Source organism: Periweissella fabaria, from assembly GCF_918814575.1.
GTDB lineage: Bacteria > Bacillota > Bacilli > Lactobacillales > Lactobacillaceae > Periweissella > Periweissella fabaria.
The window spans coordinates 126,340-153,177 of record NZ_CAKKNS010000001.1; the positions used below are offsets into that span (position 1 = coordinate 126,340).

The following is a 26,838-nucleotide window of genomic DNA, read 5'->3' on the forward strand; positions in this document are numbered from 1 at the left end:
GCATTTCCAACTAGTTTTTTATATTGCCTTGATCTAAGGGTGCAAAACGATGCTTTGAAAAAGATTTGGCAAAAATATATTAAAATTGTTGGATTGGTATTCACATCAGCGCTTACGGCAACCTTTGGGGCCATCGTGGTTTTTGGCATTATTTCTTTAATTGAGTATGTTAAGTTAAAACAAAAAGCTAAAAAGTAATTGCATTTTTTGATCATATAACTGGCTTCTTAATAATTGGCATATAAAAAGCCTCCTGGTTGACAAATGAAATTTAGTATTTCATTTGTCAACCAGGAGGCTACCTTAGCATTAAGGGCTGTTTTTTATTGATGTGTTTCATCGGTAAATAACTCGGCTGGGAGGAGAGCAACAACCATCTTCGCCATTTCTTCTGGACTTTCAGGGCTATCACGTTTTAGCCATTCAAAGAGTACGGAAGGGAGAGCGCCAGCAACAAATGCAAGTAAATAAGGTTTTTTTAAAAATTCATTTCCTCTTTCTTCTGTTTTGGCATTATTCGCAGTTGAATGGAAGTATTCAAAGATATAAGCTGACAAACCAGCATTAAATAGTAAAAGAAAACGTTTTTTTTGCTTTAAAAAGAATTTGAAAGTTTCTGTTAAGTCGTCAGTAAAAGAAGTTCTTGTCCATCGAATAATGGGTTTTTGTTTTCTTCGTTGCATAATCAACTGCGACAAATAGTAATTTAAAACGTCCTCCTTACTATCAAAATTACGGTAGTAAGAAGTACGCCCAACGCCTGCTGTCTTAATTAGTGAAGCAATGCGAATTTCTGAAAAAGGTTTGTGTTGCAGTTCTTCAAAGAGTCCGTTTACAAGCTGTTCTTTGACTCGTGTGTTTTCTTGCTGACCGTAATTCATGTTTTTCTCCTCGTTAATACTAAGAATATTTTACCAGATAAAAACCAAGTGGAACATATTGACACAGTTTAAATTTCTGGTATAGTGATTATTGTTATTCACTGGTACAAATTATACCATAAAGAAATGGAGAAAAATTATGAATATAAAGCCATCTTATAACCGTTGGCTAATTCTTTTAGTTTTGATGACTGCCGCCATGTCAGGTGCTTTAATGCAGACTTCATTAGGAACGGCTTTACCAACCTTGATGAAGGCTTTCAGTATTGACTTGTCAACTGCTCAGCAAGCAACTACTTGGTTCTTGCTTGTAAACGGAATGATGATTCCTTTGTCAGCCTACTTGGCAAACCGAATTCCAACAAAAATATTGCATATTGTTGCTTATGTTCTCTTGCTAGTTGGTGTGGCTCTTTCGATGTTTACACCTGCCCAAAAAGATATGTGGTGGCTCTTTGTCGCTGGACGAATAGTGGCAGCTATGGCTGTTGGAATCATGATGCCTATGTTACAGGTTTTGATCATTAACATGTTCAAACCTGCAGAACGTGGTGCTGCGATGGGAATGATGGGATTGGTTGTGGGAATGTCTCCAGCCATTGGACCAACTTTGTCCGGATGGATATTAGATAAAGATCACACAATATTGGGTCTAACTTTGTCAAACGACTGGCGCTCAATCTTTGTAATTCCATTTATCATTATTGTTATTGCTACGGTTCTAGCACCATTCTTGTTGAAGAATGTGATGGAAACACAAAAATTGAAGCTGGACTATTCATCGTTGATTTTGTCTGTCGCAGGTTTTGGTCTCTTTCTTTGGGGATTTACAAACGTTGCTTCCCAAGGTTGGGGTGACTTTGGACAAGTCATTGTACCAATTACAGCCGGCGTTATGCTCTTAGCTGTTTTTGCTTGGCGTCAGTTGAAGTTGCCAGTCCCATTTTTGGACATTCGAGTCTTCGCTAAGAAAGAATTCACTATTCCAACTGTTGCTCTTTTGTTGGCAACTATGGCCATGTACGGTGTCGAAATGATGCTGCCTACTTATCTACAGAACGTCCGTGGATTGTCTGCTTTGGACTCTGGAATCACATTGATGTGGGGAGCACTCTTCATGGGATTCATGTCACCTGTTGCAGGAATTTTGTATAACAAAGTCGGTGTGAAGTTATTATGTTTCTTCGGATTTGGTGTTTTAACTTTAGGAACAGTCCCTTACATCTTTTTGAATACGACAACACCAACAGTCGTTATTTCTGTCCTTTACGCATTACGTATGGCGGGGATCGCCTTGGTTATGATGCCATTGACAACTGCTGCCATGGGCGCTTTACCTGATGAAAAAGGTGCCGATGGAACTGCTGCCAATAACACGTTACGTCAAGTTTCTTCATCTGTTGTAGTGGCTTTATTGACATCAATCGTACAAAACGTGATTAATAACAATACACCAAGTTCTTCACTGAAGACTTCTGACCCACTTCAATATGCTGGAAAAGTCTTAAACGCCTCAATGGATGGATTTCAAACTGCTTTCTTAAGTTCATTAATTTTTGCCGTAATTGGTTTTGTCTTTGTCTTCTTTATGAAAGACGATAAGAAGGGAGAAAAGTAAGATGATGATTTGGATTATTGCCGGATTAACGGTTTTGACTTTTCTTTCTATGTTTTTAATTGGTAACAAAGCAATGCGTTACATATTTGGTAGCATATTTGCTCTGGCAACTGTGCTTGCAATCGGTTTGCTTTCTGCAAATATGGATAATCACTTTGGTATGAAAGAAACCACGGTGACAACAACAAAGAAGGTGTACGCTATTACACCTGATCAGTCACCCGTGAAGGCCGTAGCAGTTAAGAAGATCGGAACGGATAACTACGTCTTAGTTTATAAAAATTCTGAAAACGATAAACAGGCAAGTACGCACTTTGTACCGGATACAAATGCCATTGTGAAAGCCACTAAGACAAAGTCAACCTACGAAAAAACTAGTGTTGAAAATGCTCAAGTAAAGACAGTGACGACAAAATGGATATACAATTCTGACATTTGGAAAAATCTCTTCCATCATAAGAATGAAGATAACATTATTTCAATTAAACACATTCTGCAAGTGCCAAACACATGGCAGGTAGTAGAAAAGTAATACAAAAAGTGCAAAAACATTATTTATTAGTTTTTGCACTTTTTTATTATTTATTTTTATGTTGCTTTTTTTCCATTAATTCTGCACTGGGACCTGTCAACCAGGAGGCTACCATAGCAGTAACGGATAACGTTACTAACTAGGCTTTTTATTAGTTAAATGGTAACCAAGGTTTTGATTTATTAATTCGTGGTTCGACTTGGGCATTATATTTGATGAAATGTGTGCCCACTTGAAGCTGCATTATTTTGGGGATTGTTTGTTGTTTAATTAAGCGCACATGCTTAATATACGAACCTTTGTGTTCGACTAAGGTCCATTGATTACTTGGAGTGTATTGACCTGTGTAAAAGTTAAGCCATGCACCATTCCCAAAAGGATCATCGGCAACAAAGGCATCTACTTTTAACCCATTTTTATCTCTAGCAGGGGTTGGCGGTAAAATAGCATAACCAACTTGGGGTGTTAAAAAAGGGTTAATGCGGTCAATCTGTTGAATTTGATTGGCACGCCCATATCCGAGCGTCCCAAGCCAGATTACAATTAGCAAGAGTGAACTTGCAATAATAAGTAAGTAGCGTTGGTATCGCTTTTTGGTACGAACATCATGACTAATTTTGGTAACCATCGGGTTATCTCCTCCTTTAAGTAAACTATCTAAAGGGATTGCTAACAAATCACTAAGTTGAACTAATGTATCGAGATTAGGATAACTTTGATTATTTTCCCAACGAGACAAAGTTTGGCGGGTGACGTGTAATTGGTCGGCGAGTTCTTGTTGAGTTATGTTTAATGCCTTACGGGTGGTTCTTAAGTTATTAGCAAATTCCATTTTTAATAGCTCCTTTAAATTTAGCATACGGATTTTTTTGGTTAATGTAACGCAATTAGCGTGTTACATTGATAAATGGCATCTAAATTAGACCCTAATTCGTGCGATGAAGAGTTATTTAAAATCACTTAAATTAAAGTTATTGATATATACAATTAATAGATGAACATAAAAAGCCGCCTTAATGGGCGGCTTTTTTAATATCCATAGCGAATGTTGCTTAATTCATTAATTTGTTTGATTAATGTTGCTTCTTCAGCGGTTAATTGCGTACCATCTTCTTTAGTGGCATTAGCAATGGCTAAGTTGAGTTGACTTAAAATTAATGGAACTGCTGTTGTCGGTTTAGTTAGTTGCTTGTGATAATCCGTTAATACTTGATGCAATTGTGTTTCGGGCTTAATTGTTGCTAGTAAGGTGTTAATTATTTCTAAGGCTTTTTCATTGCGGTCTTTTCCGCCAGCAAACCAAGTTACATTACTCATGTTAATCTCCTCTGTGAATTAGGTTATTTAATATCAAAATAAAACGACCAAGTTGTGAAGTTCCGCTTATTATCATTTGGTGTAAGCATTACGTCATTGATAAAAGCGTTTTTCGTATAAAAATCGCGATTGCGTTTAGCGTTTGTGATTAAACGTAATTTATGCCCGCCGTGTTCGATAACGTGATCCTTAACGGCGGTTAAAATTTTTGACCCATAGCCACTACCTTGTTGGCCAGGAGCCACGACGAGGGTATCTAAATACCAGTAATCTTTTGGAAATGGCTTCAAAATGGCTTCAGCTTGTAAAACATTGCCTAACAAGCGGCGGGTTACTTTAAAAGTCGTTTGAAATGGCAATTTCCAAGCGCCAGCCTTTAAAAAGGCGGGGCCATCGAGTTCTTGACCAGCTGGAATCAAGCTAAAATAACCGACCAGTTGGGCATTGTCGTAGCAAGCATAGCTATAACCGGCGTGGATACTAGCTAACGTATTTAGTTTTAATAACGCACACAATGCTTTAGTGACTTGATGATTAGGGGCATCAACGTTAAAGAGTTCATAGCCGATGAAACCATTCAAATTAAGCTTGGTCAACGCTTTGAGATCGGCAATCGTTGCTTGTTTTATTTCCATGTACCAGCTCCTCAAAAATTACATATTATGACATAAATAATTGGTTATGATAACTTATCAAAGTATACCATTAATTTTGAAAAAATAACGTTGAGGTACGCCGTATAATTGCGAAAAATATCATTAATATCGTGTTGAGCAATGCCTTTTTAACTAAAATCAAGGTATAATAAACATTAACTACTATCAATTTTTATAGCTAACTAGTATCATTATTACTAGCGCTTTATTTACAAAATGATGCTAAACATCAATTAAAAAAGGGGGAGAAACGGAAATGGAACAGGTTGCTAATGTCATTGTTGATGTGCCGGCAATGCAAACGAACCAACCATATAGTTATCTAATTCCGGCTCCACTCAAACATACAGTTGAATTGGGGATGCGAGTGGCGGTACCATTTGGGCGTGGTAACCGGATGATTCAAGGGTTTGTCGTCGGATTTAGTGAAGTTGATCCAACTGCTCAAGAAAATGTGCAACTTAAAATGATTAAGGCGGTCTTAGACTTAAAGCCCGTATTAAACCAAGAGTTAATTAGCTTATCTGCTTGGTTGGCACATCAAGCCTATGCCTTTCAAATTACGGTCTTACAGGCGATGCTTCCAAGTATGTTTCGGGCTAAGTATAAGAAATATTTACGACCAATTGATGAAATCAATGATCCGGAAATTCAACAATTATTTGCGGGACGTGAATTAATTGAATATGATGAAACGCAGTTTACCCCAGAACAAGTTAGTAAATTAACTAAGCTACAACGTGAAGGTTGCTTAGAATTTTACTATGAAGTTAATAATCAAGCCAAAGCTAAGACCAGATTGGGAATCAAAAGCTTACTTGATTTTGAACAGCTTGAAGAAGCACGAAGCGGCTTAACTAAAGCTGCTCATAAACAAAGTGGATTACTTTCGCTGCTACAAACTTTAGCCCCTGAGCAAGTAGTTGCTAAAGAACAAATTTTAGCCACCTACGATATCAGTGAAGCAGTTATTACAACGGGCGCTAAAAAAGGTTGGTTAGCTAAAGTACCAATGGAGATCTACCGTGACCCGATGGCTAATTATGACATTAAGCCTAGCCAAGCGTTAACCTTGCAACCTGACCAACAAGCCGCCCTGACAGCGATTAATGATGCTGCCGGCCAAGCTGAAACGTTCTTATTAGAAGGGGTAACTGGTTCGGGGAAGACCGAAGTTTATTTACAAGCAATGCAACATACGTTAGCTCAAGGTCGCACTGCCTTAATGTTAGTACCAGAGATTGCGCTAACACCGCAAATGATGGTCCGTGTTCGGTCACGCTTTGGACAACAAGTGGCGGTCTTGCATTCGGGGTTATCGGTTGGTGAACGCTATGATGAATGGCGGCGCATTGAACGTGGGGAAGCCAAAGTTGTTGTTGGTGCTCGATCGGCGGTATTTGCACCATTAGATAATATCGGTTTAATCATTATGGACGAGGAACACGAAACAACCTACAAACAAGAAGAAAATCCGCGTTATCATGCGCGTGATGTGGCGATGTGGCGCAGTCAATACTACCAAGCGCCAATTGTGTTAGGGTCAGCTACGCCGTCGCTTGAATCTCGCGCCCGCGCCCAAAAAGGCGTCTATCAGTTATTAAGGATGCCTAAGCGGATTAATCAACAGGTGATGCCAGCGGTTGAAATTGTTGATATGCGTGAAGAAATCAAAAAGGGACCAGAATCGACCTTTTCCGAAGCGTTATTGACCGCTTTAAAAGCACGGTTAGCTCGAGGTGAGCAAAGTGTCTTAATGCTTAATCGCCGTGGTTTTTCGAGCTTTATGATGTGTCGGGATTGTGGGTATGTTTTGCAATGCCCTAATTGTGATATTGGGTTAACACTTCATATGGATACTCATTCGATGAAATGCCATTATTGTGGTCACGAAGAAGGTATTCCTAAGATGTGTCCTAACTGTCAATCAACAGCGATTCGCTATTATGGTACTGGGACACAAAAAGTGGAACAAGAATTACATGAATTACTGCCGGAAGCACGGATTTTACGGATGGATTTAGATACCACCCGTAAAAAGGGCGCCCATGAGAATATGTTGACGGCGTTTGGCGCCCATGAAGCTGATATTTTACTTGGTACCCAAATGATTGCTAAAGGACTAGATTTTCCGTTGGTGACATTAGTCGGTGTGTTAAATGCGGATACGGCCTTAGGGCTACCAGATTTTCATGCTGCTGAACGAACTTTTCAGTTGTTAACACAAGTTGCTGGTCGGGCTGGTCGCGCTGAGTTACCAGGAGAAGTATATGTGCAAACCTATAACCCTGATCACTATGCCATTCAGCTTGCTAAAGCCCACGATTATGAGCAATTTTATCAACAAGAGATGCAATTACGCCATCTTGCGAAGTACCCACCATATTTTTTCACGATTAAGTTACAAGGAAGTGACTTGGATGAACGGACGGCGGCTCAAAATATGAGTCAAATTGGGCGCTGGTTAAAGAAACGATTACCAGCTGATACGATATTTTTAGGACCAACGCCACGCTCAATTGCCCGAATTAACCAACGTTATTATTACCAAATTGTAATCAAATATCGGCATCAAAATGAATTAGATCAAGTATTAAATGAACTGCTAGAACGGGCCCAAAGTGTTGGCCGCAATGCCTTCCAACTGTCAATTGACCGTGAACCCGTCAGCTTTATGTAAAAGGAGATTTTTATGACATCCGTAGTATTTATGGGAACCCCAGCGTTTTCAGCTCCAATATTAGAAGCCGTTATTGCTAATGGCTACGACGTTAAAGCCGTCGTTACACAACCAGACCGGCCAGTTGGTCGTAAGCGTATCTTAACGCCAACGCCGGTTAAAGAAGTTGCTTTGGCTCACGCCATTGAAGTTTTACAACCCGAAAAAATCAGTGGTTCTGATGAAATGCAACGGGTGATTGATATCAACCCTGATTTGATTATCACGGCTGCTTTCGGCCAATTTTTACCAACAAAATTATTAAACGCCGCTAAAATTGGCGCAATTAATGTCCATGCATCGTTACTACCAAAATACCGTGGTGGGGCACCAGTACATTATTCAATTATTAATGGAGATGCTAAAACCGGTGTTTCAATTATGTACATGGTTAAAAAGATGGATGCAGGGGATGTAATCGCTGTTGCTGAAGAACCAATCACTGGGACTGATAACGTTGGTACAATGTTTGACAAGTTAAGTGTTCTTGGTCGTGACCTATTAATCAAAACCTTACCAGATTTAATTGCCGGTAACGTAACTCCGGTTGCACAAGATGAAAGCTTAGTAAGCTTCTCACCTAATATCACACCAGAACAAGAACAACTTGATTTTAATCAACCCGCGCAAGTGATTGATAACCATGTCCGTGGCTTATTCCCATTTCCAACGGCTTATACCGTGATTAATGGTGTCCGGACTAAAATCCAAGGCGTTAAAGTAATTGATGAAACTACTGACCAACCAGCCGGTGTGGTTGTGAAGAAATCTAAAAAAGAAGTTTGGCTTGCGGCCGGTGCAGGCACAATTATTAGCTTGGTTAACTTACAACCAGCCGGTAAACCAAAAATGAGTATCACTGATTATTTAAACGGTAACTTAGCAAGTTTTGAAGAAGGACAACAGGTAATTTTTAATGGCTAAACCAGCAAAACCACAATTGAAAACCGCACGTGCATTAGCAGTTTACACGCTTGAAAGCATCAAAAACGGGGCATACTCAAACTTACAATTAAATGCCACTATTAAAAAGTTTGAAATGGCGCCAAAAGATAAAAATTTATATACAACCATCGTTTATGGGGTTATTCAACACCGTTTGACGCTTGAATTCTGGTTAAAACCATTCGTAAAGCAACCACAGAAAATGCAACCTTGGTTACGGGAATTACTTTATACGGCTATTTTCCAAATGCAATTCTTAGATAAAATTCCTAAGCACTCAATTTTTGATGAAACGATTGAAATTGCTAAGCAACGTGGTCATGATGGTCAACGGCGTTTCATTACGGGAGTTTTACACCAAATTGATCGTGAAGGCTTACCATCATTTGATAGCATTACCGACCCAGTGGAACGGTTATCAGTTACCGCCAGTTTACCGGTTTGGTTACTTGAAAAACTTAATGAACAAGTTGGGTTAGCTAAGACAGAATCAATTGCTGCTTCAATTAATGAAGCACCAGCCCAATCAGTCCGGGTTAACCGGGCTGTAACCAATGTCGATGAAATGTTGGCTGCTTTAGAAGCAGAAGGCTTTGAAGTTGAAAAATCCCAAGTTGCCGAAGATGGCTTACTCGTTCACGGTGGCTTTGTGGCGGGTAGCCAACCATTCTTAGACGGTTACATTACCCTTCAAGATGAATCAGCGATGTTAGTTGCCGAAGTAATGCAACTTGACCAACCAAGTTACAAAGTCCTTGATGCATGTGCAGCTCCTGGTGGTAAGACTACGCAAATTGCTAGTTACTTAGAAGCCGATGATGGTGGGCAAGTGAATGCCTTAGATATTCATGACCATAAAGTTAAATTAATTAACGCCAACGCCCAACGGTTACACGTTGATGACCGTATTGTGGCTAAAGCGATTGATGCGCGTCAATTAAGTGAAGAATTTGACGTAGCGAGTTTTGACCGCGTTTTAGTTGACGCACCATGTTCAGGGTTCGGTTTGTTACGTCGGAAACCAGAAATTCGTTACGAAAAACAATTAACTGATAGTCAAAACTTACAAAAGATTCAATTGGCAATTTTAGATAGTGTGGCCAGCTTAGTTAAAGTCGATGGTCTATTAACGTACTCAACTTGTACTATTTTGGATATTGAAAACCAACAAGTTATTCAACAATTTTTAGCTAACCATGCTGAGTTTGAGTTAGCACCAGTTGTTACAACGAATAACTTACCAACGAATGCCAATCAAACATTGACTATCTATCCTGATGATTACCAATCAGATGGCTTCTTTATTGCTAACTTAAAGCGCGTTAAATAATTACAAAGGGGCGAGGGGATGCTAGCAGGGTATGTTTTAACGAAATTGAATACAACTGAATGGCGTCGCGCCAAAGTCTTTAGTAATATTTGGCAAGGTGGTGCGCAAACGGTTTCAACTAGTTTTTGGGGCTTAGTGTATGATGTCTTACCAGAGACGGGGTTATTTGAAAATGTTGACATGGCAAAGTATGTTAAACAACTACACCATGCCGGTTTACTCGCACGCAATGAGCAAGGCTTAGTTCAATTAACGGCTAAAGGGGTGGCGGCTCAAGGTCAATATCAAGTCGAACATTATGTCCCTCGTAATTTAGCAATCAATCAGACGTATGACTTGAAGTTATTTCGTGATGTTTTCTTATTAGCTAATCAAACAATCTCGGAGTTAGCGTACAGTAACGCTCAATTTTATCCTTATCAAATTGACTTACGGGCGCAATGGCAACTGAAACACTGGTTAAAGATGCATCCACGCGAAATTCTGATTAACCAGTGGTATCAAGAATTAACAACATGGTTAAAGTCAATACCTGATACGGATGCTGAGTTATTTACCCAGATGCTTTTTGGCCATGAGGTTGCCAATGCTTTGTTTAGTGAACTTGCCGTACCAGTAACTTGGACGGAGTTTGACTGGCAATTATGGCAACTTGACCAGCTAGCGGCCTTGATGACAACTAGCTTGCAAACAGATTCGTTAATTAAAAGCTTAATGACAGTTACGGCCCGGCCATTATTATCCAATAGTGCCCAGCAGAGTGTTGAATTGTGGCAACAAACGCATTCGTTAAGTCAAGTGGCCCAACGTCGCCAGATTAAAGCCAATACGGTTCGTGAGCATATTTTACAAGCAGCGATGTTGCAACAATGGTCGGCCAGTGAGATTCAAGAACTAATTCCAAATGCTGAGCAGACGACATTAGCGCAGTGTTATGAGGTGTCTGATATTAGTACGTGGGATTTTAAAGCCTATGCGGGTGGTAAAGATCCGCGCTACTTTACGTATTTTAGGTTATATCAGTTATTGCAATTAGCGAAACAACGGGAGGCCATGAATGTCAAACTTTAATGACCAGCTGCGGGCGTATTTACAGCAGCATTACCATTTTGATGATTTTCGCCCAGGTCAAGCTGAAGTGCTCACAGCACTGTTGGAACGCCACGAAGATGTTTTAGCGGTCTTGCCAACCGGAACCGGTAAGAGCTTGATTTATGAATTAGCAGGACGCTATTTAGGGGGCTTAACGGTCATTGTTTCACCATTGTTATCGCTAATGCAAGATCAAGTTGCCCGGTTAAATGCCCATGGAATTCGCCGGACGGTCGCGTTAAATTCGATGCAACATCCGCGGACTAAGTATTTTATTTTACAAAATTTAGCCAAATTTGATTATTTATTTATTGCCCCCGAAACATTAACGCAACCGGGCGTACTTGAGGCTTTAGCTCAACAAACAATTAATTTGTTAGTGGTTGATGAAGCTCATAGTATTGCCCAATGGGGGCCTGATTTTCGACCCGATTATTTAGAAATTGGGCGGGCATATGCCGCATTTAAACACCCTCGTTTACTATTATTAACCGCAACGGCCGGTGAAAAAGTCCGCGCACAAATTCAAAGTCAATTTGAATTAACAACGCCATTAACGGAATTTGTGTATTCAGTCAATCGTCCTAATATTCATTTACGAACAGAAAAACTCGCCAATGAACAAGAAAAACATGCCCGGTTATTGGCATTAGTGCGGGAATTACCGGGTCCCGGGATTATTTATCTTTCAAGTAAGAAGCAAGCAAATCAACTGCGCATTGATATCCAGCAAAAAACGGAGCGTAAAGTAGCGACATATCATGGTGACATTGAAAATGAACAACGGTTTGCGATTCAACAACAATTTATGCAAAATCAGTTGGATGTAATTGTGGCAACGTCTGCTTTTGGAATGGGCATTGATAAAGCTGATGTGCGGTGGGTGATTCATTACCATATGGCTAGTGACTTAGAAAGTTATTTACAAGAAATTGGCCGGGCTGGCCGGGACCAACAACCAGCCGTAGCGATTTTGCTATATACTGAAACCGATGATTACTTAGTTAATAATTTATTAATTAGTGGTATTCCGGATGAAGTGACAATTAAACATTTTTATTTACAAACACCGCATTATGTATTTGAACCGCAACAATTGCGCTTGTTACAGTATTATGCGGCCCAAGGCTTAGATGCCCAAGCAGTTATGCAATTATTTCAACGGCGATTGCTAGTCAAAAGATTGGCGCTTCAGCAAATGGTGCAGTATATTGAAATTACGACAGAAAAACGCAACTATTTATTACGGGTCTTTGGTGAGGCTGAGTTAACAGGGGCGGCTGCTGGAAATTGGTCAACCCAAGCAACACCTTTAGAAATTCCAAGTTTGCATTTGCCGGTAACAGAAAGTAACAATGCTAGTGCAAATATTGATTGGCAAAAGCGGTTAGAAAAATTATTTAATCAGTAAGCTGATTATTATGATATATGGTACAATATTCACTGATAATTTTTAGGAGGAGTTTCATGACTCAAAAAAACGACGATCAAAAAAAGCAACCGTGGGAGGCTTCTTTTTCAGAAGAAAATAGTCCGGAAGAATCAGCGGCCCCATCACGGACTCAGTTTCGTAAGCGGAGTTCACGTACGGCATGGATTGTTAGTCTATTGATTTTGGCGGTGGTTGTTTTAGCAGCCTATCCAGTGGTGCGTTATGTTGAATCAATTAACGCTTCAAGCTCATCAGCTGATGAACCTACCCAAACGCAAATTTCAACAACTACGCCAAGTAATAGTAGTCATAAAGCAGCATCTGCTAAGTCTAAGGAAGATGCAGCAGATGCCCAAAGTAAAGCTGATGCAAGTAGTGTTGCCGCTGCTAGTAGCCAAGCTGTGGCTAATAGTCGTGCCGCTGCAAGTAGTGCGGCTGTCGCAAGCAGTCAAGCAGCTAAACAATCTTCAATTGATGCGGCCAAAGCTGCAGAATCAGCTAAACAAGCAGACTCATCAAGCTCATCAAGTAGTGCTGATAGCAGCTCAAGTTCATCAGCCGATGGTCAATATGACACTGTTAAGGTTAATGGCTACCGTTTAGCATTGGCACACGGAATGTCATTGAGTGAATTGCAAGCATTGAATCCTGGTGTTGATTTAAATAACGTGCACGTCGGCGAATCACTTCGCGTTAAATAAAACAAATAGATTGGAACATTAAGTAATTTATGACAACAAAAATACAAGTCGCAATTGATGGTCCCGCTTCGGCAGGTAAGTCAACGATTGCTAAAATTATTGCAACCCAACTCGGCTACATCTATGTCGATACGGGTGCCATGTATCGGACCATTACTTTGGCGGCCATCCGTGCTAATAAAATTACGGTTGGTCAAACTAGTGCTGATGAGCAAGTAATTAGTGAGTTATTAACTAATGTTGAAATTGGTTTTGCTCCTAGTGAAAATGGTCAACTGGTCTTTTTAAATGATACCGATGTAACTGAAGATATTCGTCAAGCCGATGTTAATAGTTTGGTTTCATTGGTTGCGGCCATTCCAGCTGTGCGGACGGACTTAGTTGAACGACAACGGCAATTGGCAGCGACAAGTAGTGTCGTTATGGATGGACGTGATATTGGGACAATGGTATTACCAAATGCGCAAGTTAAAATCTTTTTAGTGGCCAGTGTCGCGGAACGTGCCCAACGGCGATTTGCTGAAAATCAAGCGAAGGGGCTTGATACTGAGTTAACATTGGAAGAAATTGAAGCATCAATTGCGCGTCGTGACTATCTTGATTCCCACCGTGAAGTATCACCATTAAAGCAGGCCGATGATGCTGTATTGGTTGATACAACAGGGTTAAGCATCGAACAAGTAGTTACAGAAATCACTAATTTAATTAGCAAAAAAATCGGCTAAATAATTTTTTTGTGATAATTGAGATAAATATATAGTCAAAAACTGATAAGTAGGGTACAATATCCTATAGAGTCGTTTTATTGGAGGATTGTTTTTCATGAATGAAGAAAACAACGAATTATTAGCAGCCCTTGATGCAGCAGCAGAAATTAATGTTGGTGACATTGTTAAGGGTGAAGTTTTAGCATTTGACGATCAACGTCAAGCTATTGTGGGAATTCAAGGTACTGGTGTTGAAGGTGTGATTCCAGGTCGTGAATACTCAAACAACCCAGATGCAGATATGACTGCAGAATTAAAAATCGGTGACGTTTTAGACCTTGTTGTTACTCGTAAAATCGGTAGCGATAAGGAAGGTGGTTCATACCTCCTTTCTAAGAAGCGCCTTGAAGTACGTAAGGCTTGGGAAAATCTTGAAAAAGACCACAAGCCTGGTGATATCCTTGAAGTACCTGTTATCCAAGTTGTCCGTGGTGGCTTGGTAGTTGATGCTGGTGTTCGTGGTTTCATTCCTGCTTCAATGATCGAAAACCGTTTCGTTTCAGATTTAAACCAATACAAAGGTCAAACTGTCCGTGCTGAAATCGTAGAAATCGATCCAGCTGACAACCGCTTGATCCTTTCACGTCGTGCCGTTCTTTCAGCTGAACACTCAGCTGCTATTGAAAAAGTATTTGGCCAAATCAGCGTGAACGATGTTGTTGAAGGTAAAGTTGCTCGTATGACTGACTTTGGTGCTTTCATCGACCTCGGTGGTGTAGATGGACTTGTCCACGTATCAGAAATTTCATACGACCGCGTTTCAAAACCATCTGATGTTCTTTCAGTTGGTGAAACTGTTAAGGTTAAAGTACTTGCAATGGACGCTGAAAAGCAACGTATTTCATTGTCAATCAAGCAAACTCAACCTGGCCCATGGGAAAAGATTGCGCAAGACGCTCCTGAAGGTTCTGTCCTTGAAGGAACTGTTAAGCGTTTGACTGACTTCGGTGCTTTCGTTGAAGTTGCTGCCGGTGTTGAAGGTTTGGTTCACATTTCACAAATCTCACACAACCACATTGATGCACCTTCTGACGTATTGAAGTCAGGTGAATCAGTTAAGGTTAAGGTATTGTCAGTTGACCCAGCTGCTCAACGTTTGAGCCTTTCAATCAAGGCTTTAGAAGAACGCCCAGCTGCTCAAAAAGCTGAAAAGTCAGAAGATAAATCTTCTGCATCATCATCAGACATCAAGAACTACAGCTCTGACGATGACGAAGGCTTCACTATTGGCGATATTCTTGGTGACTTGAACAAGTAATTGTCATTTAAAGAGAAGATTGGTGAAGAGCCGATCTTCTCTTTTATTTTATAAACATATAAAAAAGGAGAATCACTATGGGATATCCATTAGTTGCAATTGTTGGCCGACCAAATGTCGGTAAATCAACAATTTTTAACCGGGTTGTTGGTGACCGTATCTCAATTGTTGAAGATACGCCAGGGGTTACACGTGACCGGATTTATGCACGTGGTGAATGGCTCGGTCATGAATTCCGCTTGATTGATACTGGGGGAATTGATATCGATGACCAACCATTCATGCGGCAAATTACGGAACAAGCCGAAGTTGCCATTGACGAAGCTGATGTTATCGTCTTTATGGTTAGTGCACAAGAAGGTTTGACGGATGCTGATGAACACGTCGCAAAGATTTTATATCGCGCTGACAAGCCAGTTATTGTGGCCGTTAACAAAGTTGATAACTTTGAAATGCGTTCAGAAATTTATGATTTCTATGCACTCGGATTTGGAGAAGTTTACCCAATCTCAGGTTCACACGGGATTGGTTTAGGGGACTTGTTGGATGAAGTAGTTAAAAACTTCCCAGAAGCCGAAGAAGAAGTTGAAGATGATTCAATTCGCTTCTCATTTATTGGTCGTCCAAACGTTGGTAAGTCATCATTAGTGAATGCTTTACTTGGTGAAGACCGGGTTATTGTGTCACCAATTGAAGGAACAACGCGAGATGCGGTCGATACTAAATTTACCACTGATGAAGGTGATGAATTTGTGATGGTCGATACAGCCGGTATTCGTAAGCGTGGTAAAGTATATGAAAGTACAGAAAAGTACTCTGTTATGCGGGCGATGCGGGCCATTGATGACTCAAATGTTATTTTAATGGTTATCAATGCTGAAGAAGGTATTCGTGAACAAGACAAGCACGTGGCGGGTTATGCCCACGAAGCTGGTCGAGCAATCATTTTGGTTGTTAACAAATGGGATGCCATTGAAAAAGATAACAAAACAATGCAAGAATTCGAAGACCATATTCGTAATGAATTTAAGTACTTGGATTATGCGCCAATTGTCTTTGTGTCAGCAAAAACTAAACAACGGTTAGAAAAATTACCAGCTTTAATTAAGCAAGTAAATGAAAACCACAAAAAGCGGATTACTAGTTCGGTCTTGAACGAAGTTATCTTGGATGCGGTTGCTACTACGCCAACCCCAACTGTCCACGGGAAACGCTTGCGAATCTACTATGGAACGCAAGTAGCAGTTCAACCACCAACATTTGTGGTGTTTGTTAACGATCCTGAATTGATGCACTTCTCATACCAACGCTTCCTTGAAAATCAAATTCGTAAAGCCTTTGATTTCACAGGGACTCCAGTTCACTTAATTATTCGTGAACGTAAGTAAGCTTCATTAATTAAGTACGACGACCCGCACAAATGCTTAGGCAGCTGTGTGGGTTTTGTTATCTCGTAGTTTTGTAGTTAAAAGGAGAATATCATGCAAGAATCATATTCAGAACAAATGTTAGTTGCCTTAAGTAGTGGCCAATTAGAAGCAGCGAAGAAGTTGTTTGCTTCTGCTTTACGCCATGATGATGATGATATGCTTTTTAGCTTAGCAGAAGAATTATATGGTTTAGGCTTCTTAAAGCAAGCCAAACGTGTTTATTTGAAGCTGCTCGAAGCGTATCCTGATGCTGATGAATTGCGGACAGGCTTAGCCGATGTCTTAATTGATGAAGGTGAGATTGATGAAGCTATTAATTACTTAAGCCAAATCACACCGGCCTCATCAGCTTACCTTGAAAGCTTATTAGTGATGGCTGATTTATACCAAACGGAAGAATTATTTGAAGCGAGTGAACAAAAGCTCGTGGAAGCATATAATCTTGCCCCAGATGAACCAGTGATTTTATTTGCACTCGGGGAATTTTATTTCAATATGCGGCAATTTAAAGAAGCGATTAAATTCTACAAAGAACTCTTGTTACAAGGGGTTAAGAACTTTTCTCGGGTTGATTTAGTTTCGCGAATTGGGGTCGCTTACGCCCAAGCTGGGAACTTTGATAATGCGATTGGCTACTTAGAACAAATTCATGAAGCTGATATGACACCAGCAATTCAATTCCAACTTGGCTTTACGTATTTCCAATTAAAGGAATATGAAAAGGCGATTCCAGCATTGGAAAAAGTCATCGAAATGGATACTCAATTTGCGAGTGTCTACCCATACTTAGGGCAAGCGTTAGTTGAAACTAATCAGTTAGAAGATGCGTTACGGATTTTCCAACAAGGATTAGCGGTTGATGAATTTAACGAAACACTCTTTAAGATTGCCGCTGAAACCGCCATTAAGTTGGGTGATTTTGCCTTAGCAACTAAGTATTATGAAGAAGGGTTAGTCATTGAACCAGACGATGTTTCATTAGTATTGGGATTATCTAACTTGTATTTACAAGCCGAAAATGATGATGACAACATTGAGTTGTTGAGTGATTATGTCCAAAATGATGAAGTTGACCCGCAAATTTATTGGAACGTGGCTAAGTCATTAACGCGTGTTGACCAGTGGGAATTAGCCCGTAAATATTGGCATGCGGCAGCGGATAGCTTTATGGATAATGCGGATTACTTACATGAAGCCTTCAGCTTTGCTAAAGAAGATGCTGATCGTCAGTGGGCCTTAGAGCTTGGTCGTCAATATGTTCAACTACAACCTGAAGATTATGATATGCTTGACCAAGTCAGTGCCTTAGCTGATGAATTGTAATCTAGGGAATTAGCGCTAATTTTAAGTACCTGGACATGGTAAAAGGGGACCTCATTTTGAAAGATAATGAGGTGTTTTGTAAAGGTTAAATTGTAATATAAATAAAAGTGTTATTTCAAAGCCTTGAAATAACGCTTTTTTTGTGGCTAAATCAAGATAATGTAAAGAACAGGTATAGGAAATATAGATATTGTGTTAAAGTTATATAAACATTAATTTACTATTTGAAATGTAAAAGTTGCCGTATAATATTACATAGATAATGACAAAAGGGGTGCTTTATGGCGAAAAATTTAATTGGAGAAATCCTGATAAATACGACTACGGTTGAATTGATTATTTATAATACCAATTCTAATACGGTAGTTGAAAGTGTCCACAAAAATATGCAAGGCGGATCTGATATTTATAGTTCCGGCTCCGTGCCATTTTCAGTTGCACGCCGATTACTTGTAATTATGCAAGGTTATCGTCAATTGATGGCCGATTACGATGTTCAAAATGTCCAAGTATGGGCTAGTGAATTGTTTATGCAAGCCGCTAATTCAGAATTTATTGCCGACCAAATTAAGCAAGCAACAGGTTATCTTGTTAAGAGCTTAAATAGTAGTCAAGAGGAGTTTTATCGCAATCAGGCTATTCGGACGTATTTCCCGAAATTTGCAAAAATGGCCGCTGATAATCTCTACATTATTGGGATTAATTCAGGCCGCTTAGACATTGGTTACTATAATAAGAGTGAATTTCAGTTCTCACGTAGTTTACTCTTAGGACCGATTCGGATTGCTGAATCACTCGAAGAAATTGAAAGCCAAATTGTTGATTATCCGCAATTTTTGACAGATTTTATTGGGAGTAAGATTGCGGATTTTGCCCAAGTATTACCCCAACTTGAACCATGCCAAAACTTATTGGTTACGGGTTCAGACATTTTAAATAAGTTCTTTATTCCAGTTGATGCCGCGAGTGCCACGATTAATATTACGGAATTTAATACTTTAAAACGTAAAATCCAACATTTATCACGCCAAGAATTAATTGAACAATTTGGCGTTCAACCAGAAATTGTTCGTTACATAATGCCCGAAATTTTTATTTTGGAACGGGCCTTTAGCATTATTCATGCCCAAACAATCACGTTAACTCGCTTGGCGGCAATTGATGGCTTAATTTTTGCCCAACCAGATGCGAAGTTGCCAGGTGAAAGTGAAATTATTGCATCTGCTGAAAATATTGCTGACCAATATCGGGTTGAATACAATCACCGGAAACAAGTCGAAACGTTTGCCTTGCATATTTTTGACCAATTAAAGCCCGTTCACCACTTAGGACACCGGGAACGGCTACTCTTAGATGTAGTCTGCATTGTGCATGATATTGGTAATTTTGTGAATAGTTATGCCCACTATATTCATTCAGCCAAATTGATTCAAAGTTTGGATTTTCACGGCTTGTCAGATAAAGAACAAGCAATCATTGCCATGGTCTCACAATTTCATAGTTCTAAAACCCCAGTGGCCGGTGAATATCAATCAGAAGCTGAACGCTTTAATAAGAAAGAACGCTTGTTAATTGCCAAGTTAACGGCCATTTTACGAATTGCCGATGCGCTTGATGATTCACGCCTACAAAAAATTAAGACCATTTCAGTGTCATTACGTGAAACGGAAGTCGTGATTACTGCTACAACGCCGGCTAATATCTTATTAGAAGCCTGGACCTTTGAACAAAAGTCGGCCTTTTTCATGGACGTCTTTGGTATTCAAGCCACATTAAAGAAGAGAGTGAGTCGAAAATAATGAGTGATAAGAAAAATTTTGAACACCCCGACTATTTTGTGAATCGGGAATTAAGTTGGTTGCAATTTAATGAGCGTGTTATTGAAGAAGCCCGTGACCGCCAAAACCCATTACTTGAACGGATTCGCTTTTTAGGTATTAGCCAAAATAACTTAGATGAATGGTTCATGGTGCGGGTGGCTTCCTTAGCTCAAATGGCGCATGTTGATGTGCGTAAAAAAGATCCGGCCGGCTATACACCTAAGCAACAGCTTGAACTAATTAGTGTCGCTGCCAGTGAACATGTTAAGTTACAATACCAAACTTATACACGCGTGTTAATACCAGCGTTAAAAGAACAAGGGATTCAGATTGTTAAAGCAGATGAATTAGATGCTGATGCCTTGAATTATTTTGAAGACTATTTTGATCGTGAAATTTTCCCAGTGTTAACGCCAATGGCCGATGACCAAACGCGACCATTTCCATTCTTGGCCAATGATAGTTTAAATATTGCCGTTCGTTTATCCAAAGAAGATGAAGACGGTAAGACGAAATTATTTGCCACATTACAAGTCCCTGATAATGTCTTTAAACGGGTCATTCCCGTGCCTAATCAAGATAATCACTTTATTTTACTCGAAGACATCATTAAACAATTTGTTGACCGCTTATTCTTAGGGTATACAGTTAAAGAAACGGCAACTTACCGGGTCCTCCGGGATATGGAACTAGATGTGGCGGAAAATGAAGACGAAACCCCTAACTTACTAAAAGAAGTCCAAGCCCGGTTAGCAGAACGTGAACGTGGTGATGTGATTCGTTTAGAGTGTGAAGGAACAATGAGTCAACATATTAAAAGACGCCTCCAAGCAGCACTACAAGTCGCTGATGTGCGGACGTATGATGTCAATGGGCCAATTGATTTAACCTTCTTGTCAGATGTTGCCAAGCAAGTCACGGATATGCCAAGTCTGCGTTACCCGGCATTTGAAGATTTTGAACCAACGGAATTAATGACTGGCAATATTTTTGATGTTATTCGTAAAAATGATCAATTACTCCACCACCCGTATGATACGTTTAAACCAGTTGTGCGGTTGATTCAACAAGCCGCCATTGATGTGGATGTCTTAGCAATCAAAATGACGCTATACCGGGTTTCAGGGGATTCGCCAATTATTAAAGCTCTTGGCCAAGCCGCTAAAAATGGGAAGCAAGTAACCGTGTTAGTCGAAGTTAAAGCCCGGTTTGATGAAGAAAATAATGTCCATTGGGCCCGTGAACTTGAACAAATGGGTGTCCATGTAATTTATGGATTAAAAGGCCTTAAAACTCACTCAAAAATTGCGATGGTCATTCGCCGTGAAGGTGATGAAATTCGCCGTTACCTCCATTTAGGAACGGGGAACTATAACGATGTGACGGCACACTTCTATACTGATATGGGGTTGTTAACCGCTGATACCAACATTGGGATTGATGCGGCTAATGTGTTTAATATTTTATCAGGATATTCAGAACAACAATACTTCCATGAATTACACATGTCACCAGATGGTATTCGGGAATTCATCGAAGCTAAAATTAATCAAGAAATTGCCAATGCGCAAGCTGGTAAGCCGGCTAAAATTCAGATTAAGGTTAACTCAGTCGCCGATGCGGGCTTGGTTAAGAAATTATACGAAGCAAGTAACGCTGGGGTTAAAGTGGAATTGATTGTCCGTGGGATTGCGATTTTACGTGTGGGCATTCCTGAAGTTAGTGAAAATATTGAATTACATTCAATTGTGGGCCGCTTTTTGGAACATAGTCGGATTTATATGTTTGAAAATAATGGGGCCAAGGAAATTTATCTTTCAAGTGCGGATTTAATGACCCGTAACTTAAATCGTCGGGTTGAGTTATTATTCCCGGTGCATGCGGAAAACTTAAAGCAACGAATCTTGGCAATTTACCAAACCATGTGGATGGATAACATTAAAACCCGTGTGTTACAATCGGATGGTAGCTACCAAAAGGTTGACCGTCGCGGTGTTCAAGAATCTCTTGATGCGCAAGTAGCCTTTATGGAAGAAGCCAATCAAAAAAGCAAGGCCCAACAGCATGCTGCTAAAGAAGCCGAGCTAACAGAGCGGTTCACACCATTAAACAATCCTTTTGAAGAATAGTGATAGCTGAAAGGATTAATTGGAAGGGGATTTATGAAGAAATTTGCAATCATTGACTTAGGGTCAAACTCGGCACGGATGACCATCAGTGAAATTCATCCAGATGGATCATACGCGGTCCTTGAACGCATGCAAGAAATGGTGCGCTTATCAAATAATATGGGGCCAGAAAAGGTTTTACAAAAACCAGAAATTGAACGGACTTTGAAAGCTTTAACTGACTTTGATGACGCCATTAAAAAATATGACGATATTAGCGTGCGGGCAGTGGCAACAGCGGCAGTCCGCCAAGCAACTAATCAAGCTAAATTCTTGGAATTAGTCCAGACAAAAGTCGGCTTGAAATTAGAAGTTTTAACCGGGGAACAAGAAGCTCACTATGACTATTTAGGGGTTATTAATACCCTAAATATTAGTAATACGTTAATTTTAGATACTGGTGGGGCCTCTTCTGAATTGATTTTAGTGGCTGATAAGGAATCACGCCATGAGGTTAGCATTCCGGTAGGAGCTGTTAACATTTCAGAGGAATACTTGGAAGCCGACGAGATTAGTGCAGCAGCGTTATTTAAAGCGTTCACAGCGGTTGACGAACGGTTGAATAGTGTATCTTGGTTACGACAAGCCCATGAATTTCCGCTTGTTGTGTTAGGTGGTTCTAACCGGACATTAGGGAAAATCTCCCGGCGAGCTAAGCATATTCAAGATACGCCTTTACATGGATACCGTATTTCAAGTGATGAAGCCTTTGCAATTTATACGGATATTTTAAGTAAAGATTTGGAAGAACGTCGTAAAGTGCCAGGTTTAGCCAAAGAACGTGGTGATATTATCGTTGGGGGATTAATGCCCTTGATGGCAATATTACGCTATGTGGATGCCAATAAGATTACGTTCTCGCAAGCCGGGATTCGTGAAGGTATCTTATTTGAAAAGATTAATGAAATAACTGGCGAAGAGGTTATTGATCCTGAACCAGCTGCAATGACGGTTGATATTGACGATTAGTTAATATAAAGGGGTAATTAAAATAATGAAACACGGACGTATTTTAAATTTGATGGTAACGCTATGTTTACTTTTTTGGGTTTTTGACTTAGTAGAAGTGATTCGCTTTTAGGATAGGGAAGTTAAAACCGGCGTGTTGCTCGGACAAAATCAATATTTAAGGCACGAATTGACGGTGAGAAAATTTTCTCACCGTTTTTTTTATGGCCTAAAAAATTTTTTAACGGGTATAGATTTTTACGCGATAATTGTTTATTAAATTGCATATTCATCGTATTGATGTATATTTATGCGAAATAACGCAAAAAACATTGCATATTAATATCGATGTCAGTATATTAATATGTATTAACAAATCGAAGTGAGGATATGCGATGAGAAAAGGAATTTATAAATTATTTTTATCAGTTTTTGCATTTATGTTTATGTTTAGTAATGTTGGTGCGGCTATGGCAGCTACGGATACTGCTAAGACCGATCCAACATTGGCCCACATTAAAAAAAGTGGCTTACTAGTTGTTGGGTTATCGGCCGATTATGCGCCGTATGAATTTCACCAAACAATTAAAGGGCAAGATAAAATTGTCGGCTTTGATGTTTCAATGGCCGAAGCAGTGGCTAAAGAATTAGGTGTTAAGCTCCAAATTAAAGAAATGGCCTATGATGCGTTATTAGGGGCGTTAAAGACCGGGAAAATTGACATGATTATTTCGGGGATGGCTTCAACTCCAGAACGGGCTAAAGAAGTTAATTTTTCAGAACCATATCTAAAAGTTAAACAACAAGTATTGATTCAAGCAGCGGACAAAGACAAGTACAAGAGTGTTACGGATTTTTCAAATGTGAGTGTTGCTGCGCAAAAAGGAACCACCCAATCTGATTTAGCAAGCCAAGCATTACCAGGTGATAAACCAGTCTTGCTTACTAAATTTACTGATGCCATTTTACAACTGCAATCTGGTAAGGTCGGCGCCATTGTCGTTGAAGGTCCAGTTGGTGAAGCATATGCGCAACACGATAAAAACTTAGCCTTAATCCCAATGAACTTCCCTGAAGATACGGGGGAAACAGTTATTGCAATGCCGAAAGGGGCGGATGCTTTAACGGCGCAAGTTAACAGTGTGATTAGCCGTGTCAACCATGATGGTTCATTTGAAAAATGGCAAAAGCTTGCTAATTCACAAATATTTGTTTCAAAAAGTTTCTTTGATCAATATGGTAATTACTTTATTTCAGGAACTGGTTTGACGGTTGTTTTAGCCATTATCGGGGTTTTCTTCGGCGCTATTTTAGGGGTTATTTTAGCCTTACTTAAACGGGCTAAACTTGATGCGTCAAATTCATGGTTCACGCAATTAGGGAAACTAATTGGTAAAATTATTTCAAATGTTTACATTGAATTTGTGCGTGGGACTCCTTTAATGGTCCAAGTATATATTATCTTCTTTGGGGCCACATGGTTATTCCACTTGAACATCAGCGCATTTGCTTCTGGGGCGATTGCAGTGAGCTTGAACTCAGCAGCTTATGTGGCTGAAATTATCCGTTCCGGTATTAACTCTGTTGCCAGCGGTCAAAATGAAGCGGCGCGTTCATTAGGATTATCTTCAGGCCAATCAATGCGGTATGTTATCTTACCGCAAGCGGTGAAAAATATTTTACCAGCGCTTGGAAATGAATTTGTGACAGTCATTAAGGAATCTTCAGTGGTCTCAGTTATTGGGGTTGGTGAGTTAATGTTTAAAACTGCTACCGTCCAAGGGGCATCATTTAACCCATTCTTACCACTTGTCATCACAGCGTTGATTTACTTTGTGTTAACATTTGGATTAACTCGCATTTTAAACTTAATCGAAAAACGGTTTAAGTTAGGTTAGTAGATACTGCTATTTAGCAGTCGAAAGCAGCTAACGACACATAGATACCTTTAAAATCAGTTATGATTAACACATAAAAAATACCGGTAAGCAGATGGCTTACCGGTATTTTTGTGCATAATAACCGCTTGGGCGCCGCGTACAGTTTACATAAATACAACAAAAACGCCATGAGACGGCGTATTTAAACAATTTATGCTAAAATAAGAAGTACAGATATTATTAGTAGACAGATGTACTAATGGGTTAGGAAGACTGTGGGCGTATGATTAATAAAAATCAATTCAAAGTTAGTTTTTTCTTAGCGATGGTTTGCCTTTTCGTTAAGGTTATTTTTGATAGCCTCGATCAAGGTTCGATGGCGAGTAAATTTATTCAAACCATCAATGTAATCGGCGCAAGTGGTTACTGGTATTTACCAATCATCGTGGGTGGATGGTTTGTAATAATGTTTACATTTGCCTTTTACATTTTTTTTCGGATTATCAATACAATTGTGCACAGATTATATCGGCGCCGGTAATCCAGTTATAGTGAAACTCCTATATGCTTGGTTAAAGTGTATAGGAGTTTTTTGTACCGATAAACCTGACCACTTAGACCGCAAATTTGACCGCTTAGCCCAAGGATATTTACCTATAAACAAGAATGTGGAATACTTATAAACATGGAAGGGGGCAATATGAAAATAACAATTGAAATTGATACAACCACCCCCGACTTGGAAGTGGTTATTCACACGCCCCAATTTGATGAGCACGTGGCTAAGTTACAAACGGTTTTGCAGGAATTTGCCACGGCGGGGACATCAGCGGTAATCAGCCCCCTTACATATATCAAAGATGATACGGAGTATTACTTTAATGATACTGAAGTGTTGTTTTTTGAAACTGATGGGCGCGAGGTTTATGCGCATACTAATGATGAGACGTACTTAGTTAAACAACGTCTTTATGAGCTAGAGCAACGTTTGGCACCTCGGTTTATGCGCATTTCCAAGTCGGCGTTATTGAATATCCATGCTGTTTATGGCTTAACGCGGACCGTTACTGGGGCTACGGTGGGGTTTCAAAATAGTCCGAAATTGGTTTTTGTTTCCCGGCGATACTTTAAAGACTTAAAAGAACGTTTAGAAGAGGAGCGTAACTTATGAACAAACATACAATTATTCCCGGTTTAGGCTTTTTAGCAGCCGGCGCTTTCCTAGTAGTTTACGAATTAGGCTGGTTGAATTTTCACGTTGGAATTTGGACGTTGATTTTTACCGTGATTTTAGCCTTCTTTATGATCAAAGATGCTATTTATGGTGGGATTGTAGTTCCGGTAGCGAGCTTGGCGATTTTAGCCATGCTCTATGCCCGCCCATTAGGGATTGAAAAGTTGGTACCATGGACTATTATTGTGGTCGCAATTTTAGTAATTATCGGGTTAGAATTACTTTTTAAAACGAAAAATCATCGATACTACACCTTCCACCATGGTCATGGGCAACACCAATTCAAGAAAAAATATGTCTATGGCCCCGATGATGTTCAAGAAAGTATGGACAGTGAACTTAACTTAAATGCTAATATGACTTCCACATTTCGGTATGTGAAGGCCCAAGATTTCCAACGTGGGGATGTGACGGCCAAGATGGCGAGTGTTAAGTTGTATTTTGACAAAGCCCACATTAATACTACGGCAACGTTGAATCTCGATGTTAATTTATCAGATGTCTTGATTTACGTGCCCCGTGATTGGCATGTCGTTAATCATGCTAATGCTTTGTTGAGTGATGTTGAAGAAAAAACGGCCGCCGATACAATTACGACTGCTGAGTTAATTATTACTGGTAATGTGAATCTGTCATCAGTTAATATCTATCATATTTAAAAAAATACGCCAACAGTCCGTTTTGGGTGGACTATTGGCGTATTTTTTGGGATTTAGGAGCGGTGGTAGGGGTACTAAAATAATGGCACGCTTAATTAGTTATTATTTTATTTTTTACAAAAGATTGT

Annotated in this window: 24 protein-coding genes; 20 read left to right on the plus strand and 4 right to left on the minus strand. The window is 39.7% G+C overall.

What is annotated here, in order from left to right; genetic code table 11:
• Positions 1 to 54: 54 nt before the first annotated feature.
• The gene (locus LQZ75_RS00655) at positions 55 to 198 is read left to right on the plus strand and encodes a hypothetical protein (RefSeq protein WP_230095912.1); all 144 of its coding nucleotides are present in this window, start codon (positions 55 to 57) and stop codon (positions 196 to 198) included.
• Between the two features lie 125 nt (positions 199 to 323).
• Here the strand turns inward: LQZ75_RS00655 and LQZ75_RS00660 are convergent, their stop codons facing one another.
• Entirely contained in the window at positions 324 to 881 is a 558-nt protein-coding gene (locus LQZ75_RS00660; RefSeq protein ID WP_230095913.1) for a TetR/AcrR family transcriptional regulator, read from the minus strand.
• Between the two features lie 139 nt (positions 882 to 1,020).
• Here LQZ75_RS00660 and LQZ75_RS00665 point away from each other — a divergent pair, with 139 nt between their 5' ends.
• Positions 1,021 to 2,499, plus strand: a complete 1,479-nt coding sequence (locus LQZ75_RS00665; protein WP_230095914.1) for an MDR family MFS transporter — start codon at positions 1,021 to 1,023, stop codon at positions 2,497 to 2,499.
• Position 2,500: 1 nt separating this feature from the next.
• Positions 2,501 to 3,031 carry a DUF4811 domain-containing protein gene (locus LQZ75_RS00670; protein ID WP_230095915.1) on the plus strand — a complete coding sequence of 177 codons (531 nt, stop codon included), beginning with the start codon at positions 2,501 to 2,503 and terminating at the stop codon, positions 3,029 to 3,031.
• A gap of 151 nt (positions 3,032 to 3,182) precedes the next feature.
• Here LQZ75_RS00670 and LQZ75_RS00675 read toward each other — a convergent pair whose 3' ends face one another.
• From LQZ75_RS00675 to LQZ75_RS00685, 3 genes are all read right to left on the minus strand, one after another.
• Positions 3,183 to 3,863 carry a helix-turn-helix domain-containing protein gene (locus tag LQZ75_RS00675; RefSeq protein ID WP_230095916.1) on the minus strand — a complete coding sequence of 227 codons (681 nt, stop codon included), beginning with the start codon at positions 3,861 to 3,863 and terminating at the stop codon, positions 3,183 to 3,185.
• A gap of 197 nt (positions 3,864 to 4,060) precedes the next feature.
• Positions 4,061 to 4,348: a bacteriocin immunity family protein gene (locus tag LQZ75_RS00680; protein WP_230095917.1), complete on the minus strand. Its 288-nt coding sequence runs from the start codon at positions 4,346 to 4,348 to the stop codon at positions 4,061 to 4,063.
• A 23-nt stretch (positions 4,349 to 4,371) separates the two neighbouring features.
• Entirely contained in the window at positions 4,372 to 4,983 is a 612-nt protein-coding gene (locus LQZ75_RS00685) for a GNAT family N-acetyltransferase (RefSeq protein ID WP_230095918.1), read from the minus strand.
• Between the two features lie 277 nt (positions 4,984 to 5,260).
• On the opposite strand from LQZ75_RS00685, the gene priA reads away from it, so the two are divergent.
• From priA to LQZ75_RS00770, 17 genes are all read left to right on the plus strand, one after another.
• Complete coding sequence (priA, locus tag LQZ75_RS00690) at positions 5,261 to 7,684, plus strand: primosomal protein N' (RefSeq protein WP_230095919.1); 2,424 nt, start codon at positions 5,261 to 5,263, stop codon at positions 7,682 to 7,684.
• A gap of 12 nt (positions 7,685 to 7,696) precedes the next feature.
• On the plus strand, positions 7,697 to 8,647 hold the full coding sequence (fmt, locus tag LQZ75_RS00695; protein WP_230095920.1) for a methionyl-tRNA formyltransferase: 951 nt from the start codon (positions 7,697 to 7,699) through the stop codon (positions 8,645 to 8,647).
• On the plus strand, positions 8,640 to 9,998 hold the full coding sequence (gene rsmB / locus LQZ75_RS00700) for a 16S rRNA (cytosine(967)-C(5))-methyltransferase RsmB (RefSeq protein ID WP_230095921.1): 1,359 nt from the start codon (positions 8,640 to 8,642) through the stop codon (positions 9,996 to 9,998). The genes fmt and rsmB overlap by 8 nt, the downstream gene beginning before the upstream one ends.
• Before the next feature lie 18 nt (positions 9,999 to 10,016).
• Complete coding sequence (locus tag LQZ75_RS00705) at positions 10,017 to 11,069, plus strand: helix-turn-helix domain-containing protein (protein ID WP_230095922.1); 1,053 nt, start codon at positions 10,017 to 10,019, stop codon at positions 11,067 to 11,069.
• Complete coding sequence (locus tag LQZ75_RS00710) at positions 11,056 to 12,501, plus strand: RecQ family ATP-dependent DNA helicase (protein WP_230095923.1); 1,446 nt, start codon at positions 11,056 to 11,058, stop codon at positions 12,499 to 12,501. The genes LQZ75_RS00705 and LQZ75_RS00710 overlap by 14 nt, the downstream gene beginning before the upstream one ends.
• Before the next feature lie 56 nt (positions 12,502 to 12,557).
• Positions 12,558 to 13,223 (plus strand): hypothetical protein, encoded by a 666-nt coding sequence (locus tag LQZ75_RS00715; protein WP_230095924.1) that lies wholly within the window; start codon positions 12,558 to 12,560, stop codon positions 13,221 to 13,223.
• 29 nt (positions 13,224 to 13,252) lie between these two features.
• Positions 13,253 to 13,948, plus strand: a complete 696-nt coding sequence (gene cmk, locus LQZ75_RS00720; RefSeq protein ID WP_230095925.1) for a (d)CMP kinase — start codon at positions 13,253 to 13,255, stop codon at positions 13,946 to 13,948.
• 97 nt (positions 13,949 to 14,045) lie between these two features.
• Complete coding sequence (rpsA, locus tag LQZ75_RS00725) at positions 14,046 to 15,248, plus strand: 30S ribosomal protein S1 (protein WP_230095926.1); 1,203 nt, start codon at positions 14,046 to 14,048, stop codon at positions 15,246 to 15,248.
• A 77-nt stretch (positions 15,249 to 15,325) separates the two neighbouring features.
• Positions 15,326 to 16,636, plus strand: a complete 1,311-nt coding sequence (der, locus tag LQZ75_RS00730) for a ribosome biogenesis GTPase Der (RefSeq protein ID WP_230095927.1) — start codon at positions 15,326 to 15,328, stop codon at positions 16,634 to 16,636.
• A 93-nt stretch (positions 16,637 to 16,729) separates the two neighbouring features.
• A complete protein-coding gene (locus tag LQZ75_RS00735; RefSeq protein WP_230095928.1) occupies positions 16,730 to 18,001 on the plus strand; it encodes a tetratricopeptide repeat protein in 1,272 nt (423 codons plus the stop codon).
• A 281-nt stretch (positions 18,002 to 18,282) separates the two neighbouring features.
• Positions 18,283 to 19,800: a Ppx/GppA phosphatase family protein gene (locus LQZ75_RS00740; protein WP_230095929.1), complete on the plus strand. Its 1,518-nt coding sequence runs from the start codon at positions 18,283 to 18,285 to the stop codon at positions 19,798 to 19,800.
• The gene (locus tag LQZ75_RS00745) at positions 19,800 to 21,950 is read left to right on the plus strand and encodes an RNA degradosome polyphosphate kinase (protein ID WP_230095930.1); all 2,151 of its coding nucleotides are present in this window, start codon (positions 19,800 to 19,802) and stop codon (positions 21,948 to 21,950) included. The genes LQZ75_RS00740 and LQZ75_RS00745 overlap by 1 nt, the downstream gene beginning before the upstream one ends.
• 33 nt (positions 21,951 to 21,983) lie before the next feature.
• Positions 21,984 to 22,958, plus strand: a complete 975-nt coding sequence (locus tag LQZ75_RS00750) for a Ppx/GppA family phosphatase (protein WP_230095931.1) — start codon at positions 21,984 to 21,986, stop codon at positions 22,956 to 22,958.
• 374 nt (positions 22,959 to 23,332) lie between these two features.
• A complete protein-coding gene (locus LQZ75_RS00755) occupies positions 23,333 to 24,835 on the plus strand; it encodes an ABC transporter substrate-binding protein/permease (protein ID WP_230095932.1) in 1,503 nt (500 codons plus the stop codon).
• 265 nt (positions 24,836 to 25,100) lie between these two features.
• Positions 25,101 to 25,358 carry a hypothetical protein gene (locus LQZ75_RS00760; protein ID WP_230095933.1) on the plus strand — a complete coding sequence of 86 codons (258 nt, stop codon included), beginning with the start codon at positions 25,101 to 25,103 and terminating at the stop codon, positions 25,356 to 25,358.
• A 159-nt stretch (positions 25,359 to 25,517) separates the two neighbouring features.
• On the plus strand, positions 25,518 to 25,988 hold the full coding sequence (locus tag LQZ75_RS00765; protein ID WP_230095934.1) for a LytTR family DNA-binding domain-containing protein: 471 nt from the start codon (positions 25,518 to 25,520) through the stop codon (positions 25,986 to 25,988).
• Entirely contained in the window at positions 25,985 to 26,710 is a 726-nt protein-coding gene (locus tag LQZ75_RS00770) for a LiaF transmembrane domain-containing protein (RefSeq protein ID WP_230095935.1), read from the plus strand. Before LQZ75_RS00765 ends, LQZ75_RS00770 begins: the two co-directional genes overlap by 4 nt.
• The last annotated feature ends 128 nt before the right edge of the window (positions 26,711 to 26,838 follow it).

Coding starts and splice junctions, on each gene's coding strand:
- LQZ75_RS00660 (WP_230095913.1), bottom strand. CDS start 881: ATGAATTACGGTCAGCAAGAAAACACACGAGTCAAAGAACAGCTTGTA.
- LQZ75_RS00665 (WP_230095914.1), top strand. CDS start 1,021: ATGAATATAAAGCCATCTTATAACCGTTGGCTAATTCTTTTAGTTTTG.
- LQZ75_RS00670 (WP_230095915.1), top strand. CDS start 2,501: ATGATGATTTGGATTATTGCCGGATTAACGGTTTTGACTTTTCTTTCT.
- LQZ75_RS00675 (WP_230095916.1), bottom strand. CDS start 3,863: ATGGAATTTGCTAATAACTTAAGAACCACCCGTAAGGCATTAAACATA.
- LQZ75_RS00680 (WP_230095917.1), bottom strand. CDS start 4,348: ATGAGTAATGTAACTTGGTTTGCTGGCGGAAAAGACCGCAATGAAAAA.
- LQZ75_RS00685 (WP_230095918.1), bottom strand. CDS start 4,983: ATGGAAATAAAACAAGCAACGATTGCCGATCTCAAAGCGTTGACCAAG.
- priA (WP_230095919.1), top strand. CDS start 5,261: ATGGAACAGGTTGCTAATGTCATTGTTGATGTGCCGGCAATGCAAACG.
- fmt (WP_230095920.1), top strand. CDS start 7,697: ATGACATCCGTAGTATTTATGGGAACCCCAGCGTTTTCAGCTCCAATA.
- rsmB (WP_230095921.1), top strand. CDS start 8,640: ATGGCTAAACCAGCAAAACCACAATTGAAAACCGCACGTGCATTAGCA.
- LQZ75_RS00705 (WP_230095922.1), top strand. CDS start 10,017: ATGCTAGCAGGGTATGTTTTAACGAAATTGAATACAACTGAATGGCGT.
- LQZ75_RS00710 (WP_230095923.1), top strand. CDS start 11,056: ATGTCAAACTTTAATGACCAGCTGCGGGCGTATTTACAGCAGCATTAC.
- LQZ75_RS00715 (WP_230095924.1), top strand. CDS start 12,558: ATGACTCAAAAAAACGACGATCAAAAAAAGCAACCGTGGGAGGCTTCT.
- cmk (WP_230095925.1), top strand. CDS start 13,253: ATGACAACAAAAATACAAGTCGCAATTGATGGTCCCGCTTCGGCAGGT.
- rpsA (WP_230095926.1), top strand. CDS start 14,046: ATGAATGAAGAAAACAACGAATTATTAGCAGCCCTTGATGCAGCAGCA.
- der (WP_230095927.1), top strand. CDS start 15,326: ATGGGATATCCATTAGTTGCAATTGTTGGCCGACCAAATGTCGGTAAA.
- LQZ75_RS00735 (WP_230095928.1), top strand. CDS start 16,730: ATGCAAGAATCATATTCAGAACAAATGTTAGTTGCCTTAAGTAGTGGC.
- LQZ75_RS00740 (WP_230095929.1), top strand. CDS start 18,283: ATGGCGAAAAATTTAATTGGAGAAATCCTGATAAATACGACTACGGTT.
- LQZ75_RS00745 (WP_230095930.1), top strand. CDS start 19,800: ATGAGTGATAAGAAAAATTTTGAACACCCCGACTATTTTGTGAATCGG.
- LQZ75_RS00750 (WP_230095931.1), top strand. CDS start 21,984: ATGAAGAAATTTGCAATCATTGACTTAGGGTCAAACTCGGCACGGATG.
- LQZ75_RS00755 (WP_230095932.1), top strand. CDS start 23,333: ATGAGAAAAGGAATTTATAAATTATTTTTATCAGTTTTTGCATTTATG.
- LQZ75_RS00760 (WP_230095933.1), top strand. CDS start 25,101: ATGATTAATAAAAATCAATTCAAAGTTAGTTTTTTCTTAGCGATGGTT.
- LQZ75_RS00765 (WP_230095934.1), top strand. CDS start 25,518: ATGAAAATAACAATTGAAATTGATACAACCACCCCCGACTTGGAAGTG.
- LQZ75_RS00770 (WP_230095935.1), top strand. CDS start 25,985: ATGAACAAACATACAATTATTCCCGGTTTAGGCTTTTTAGCAGCCGGC.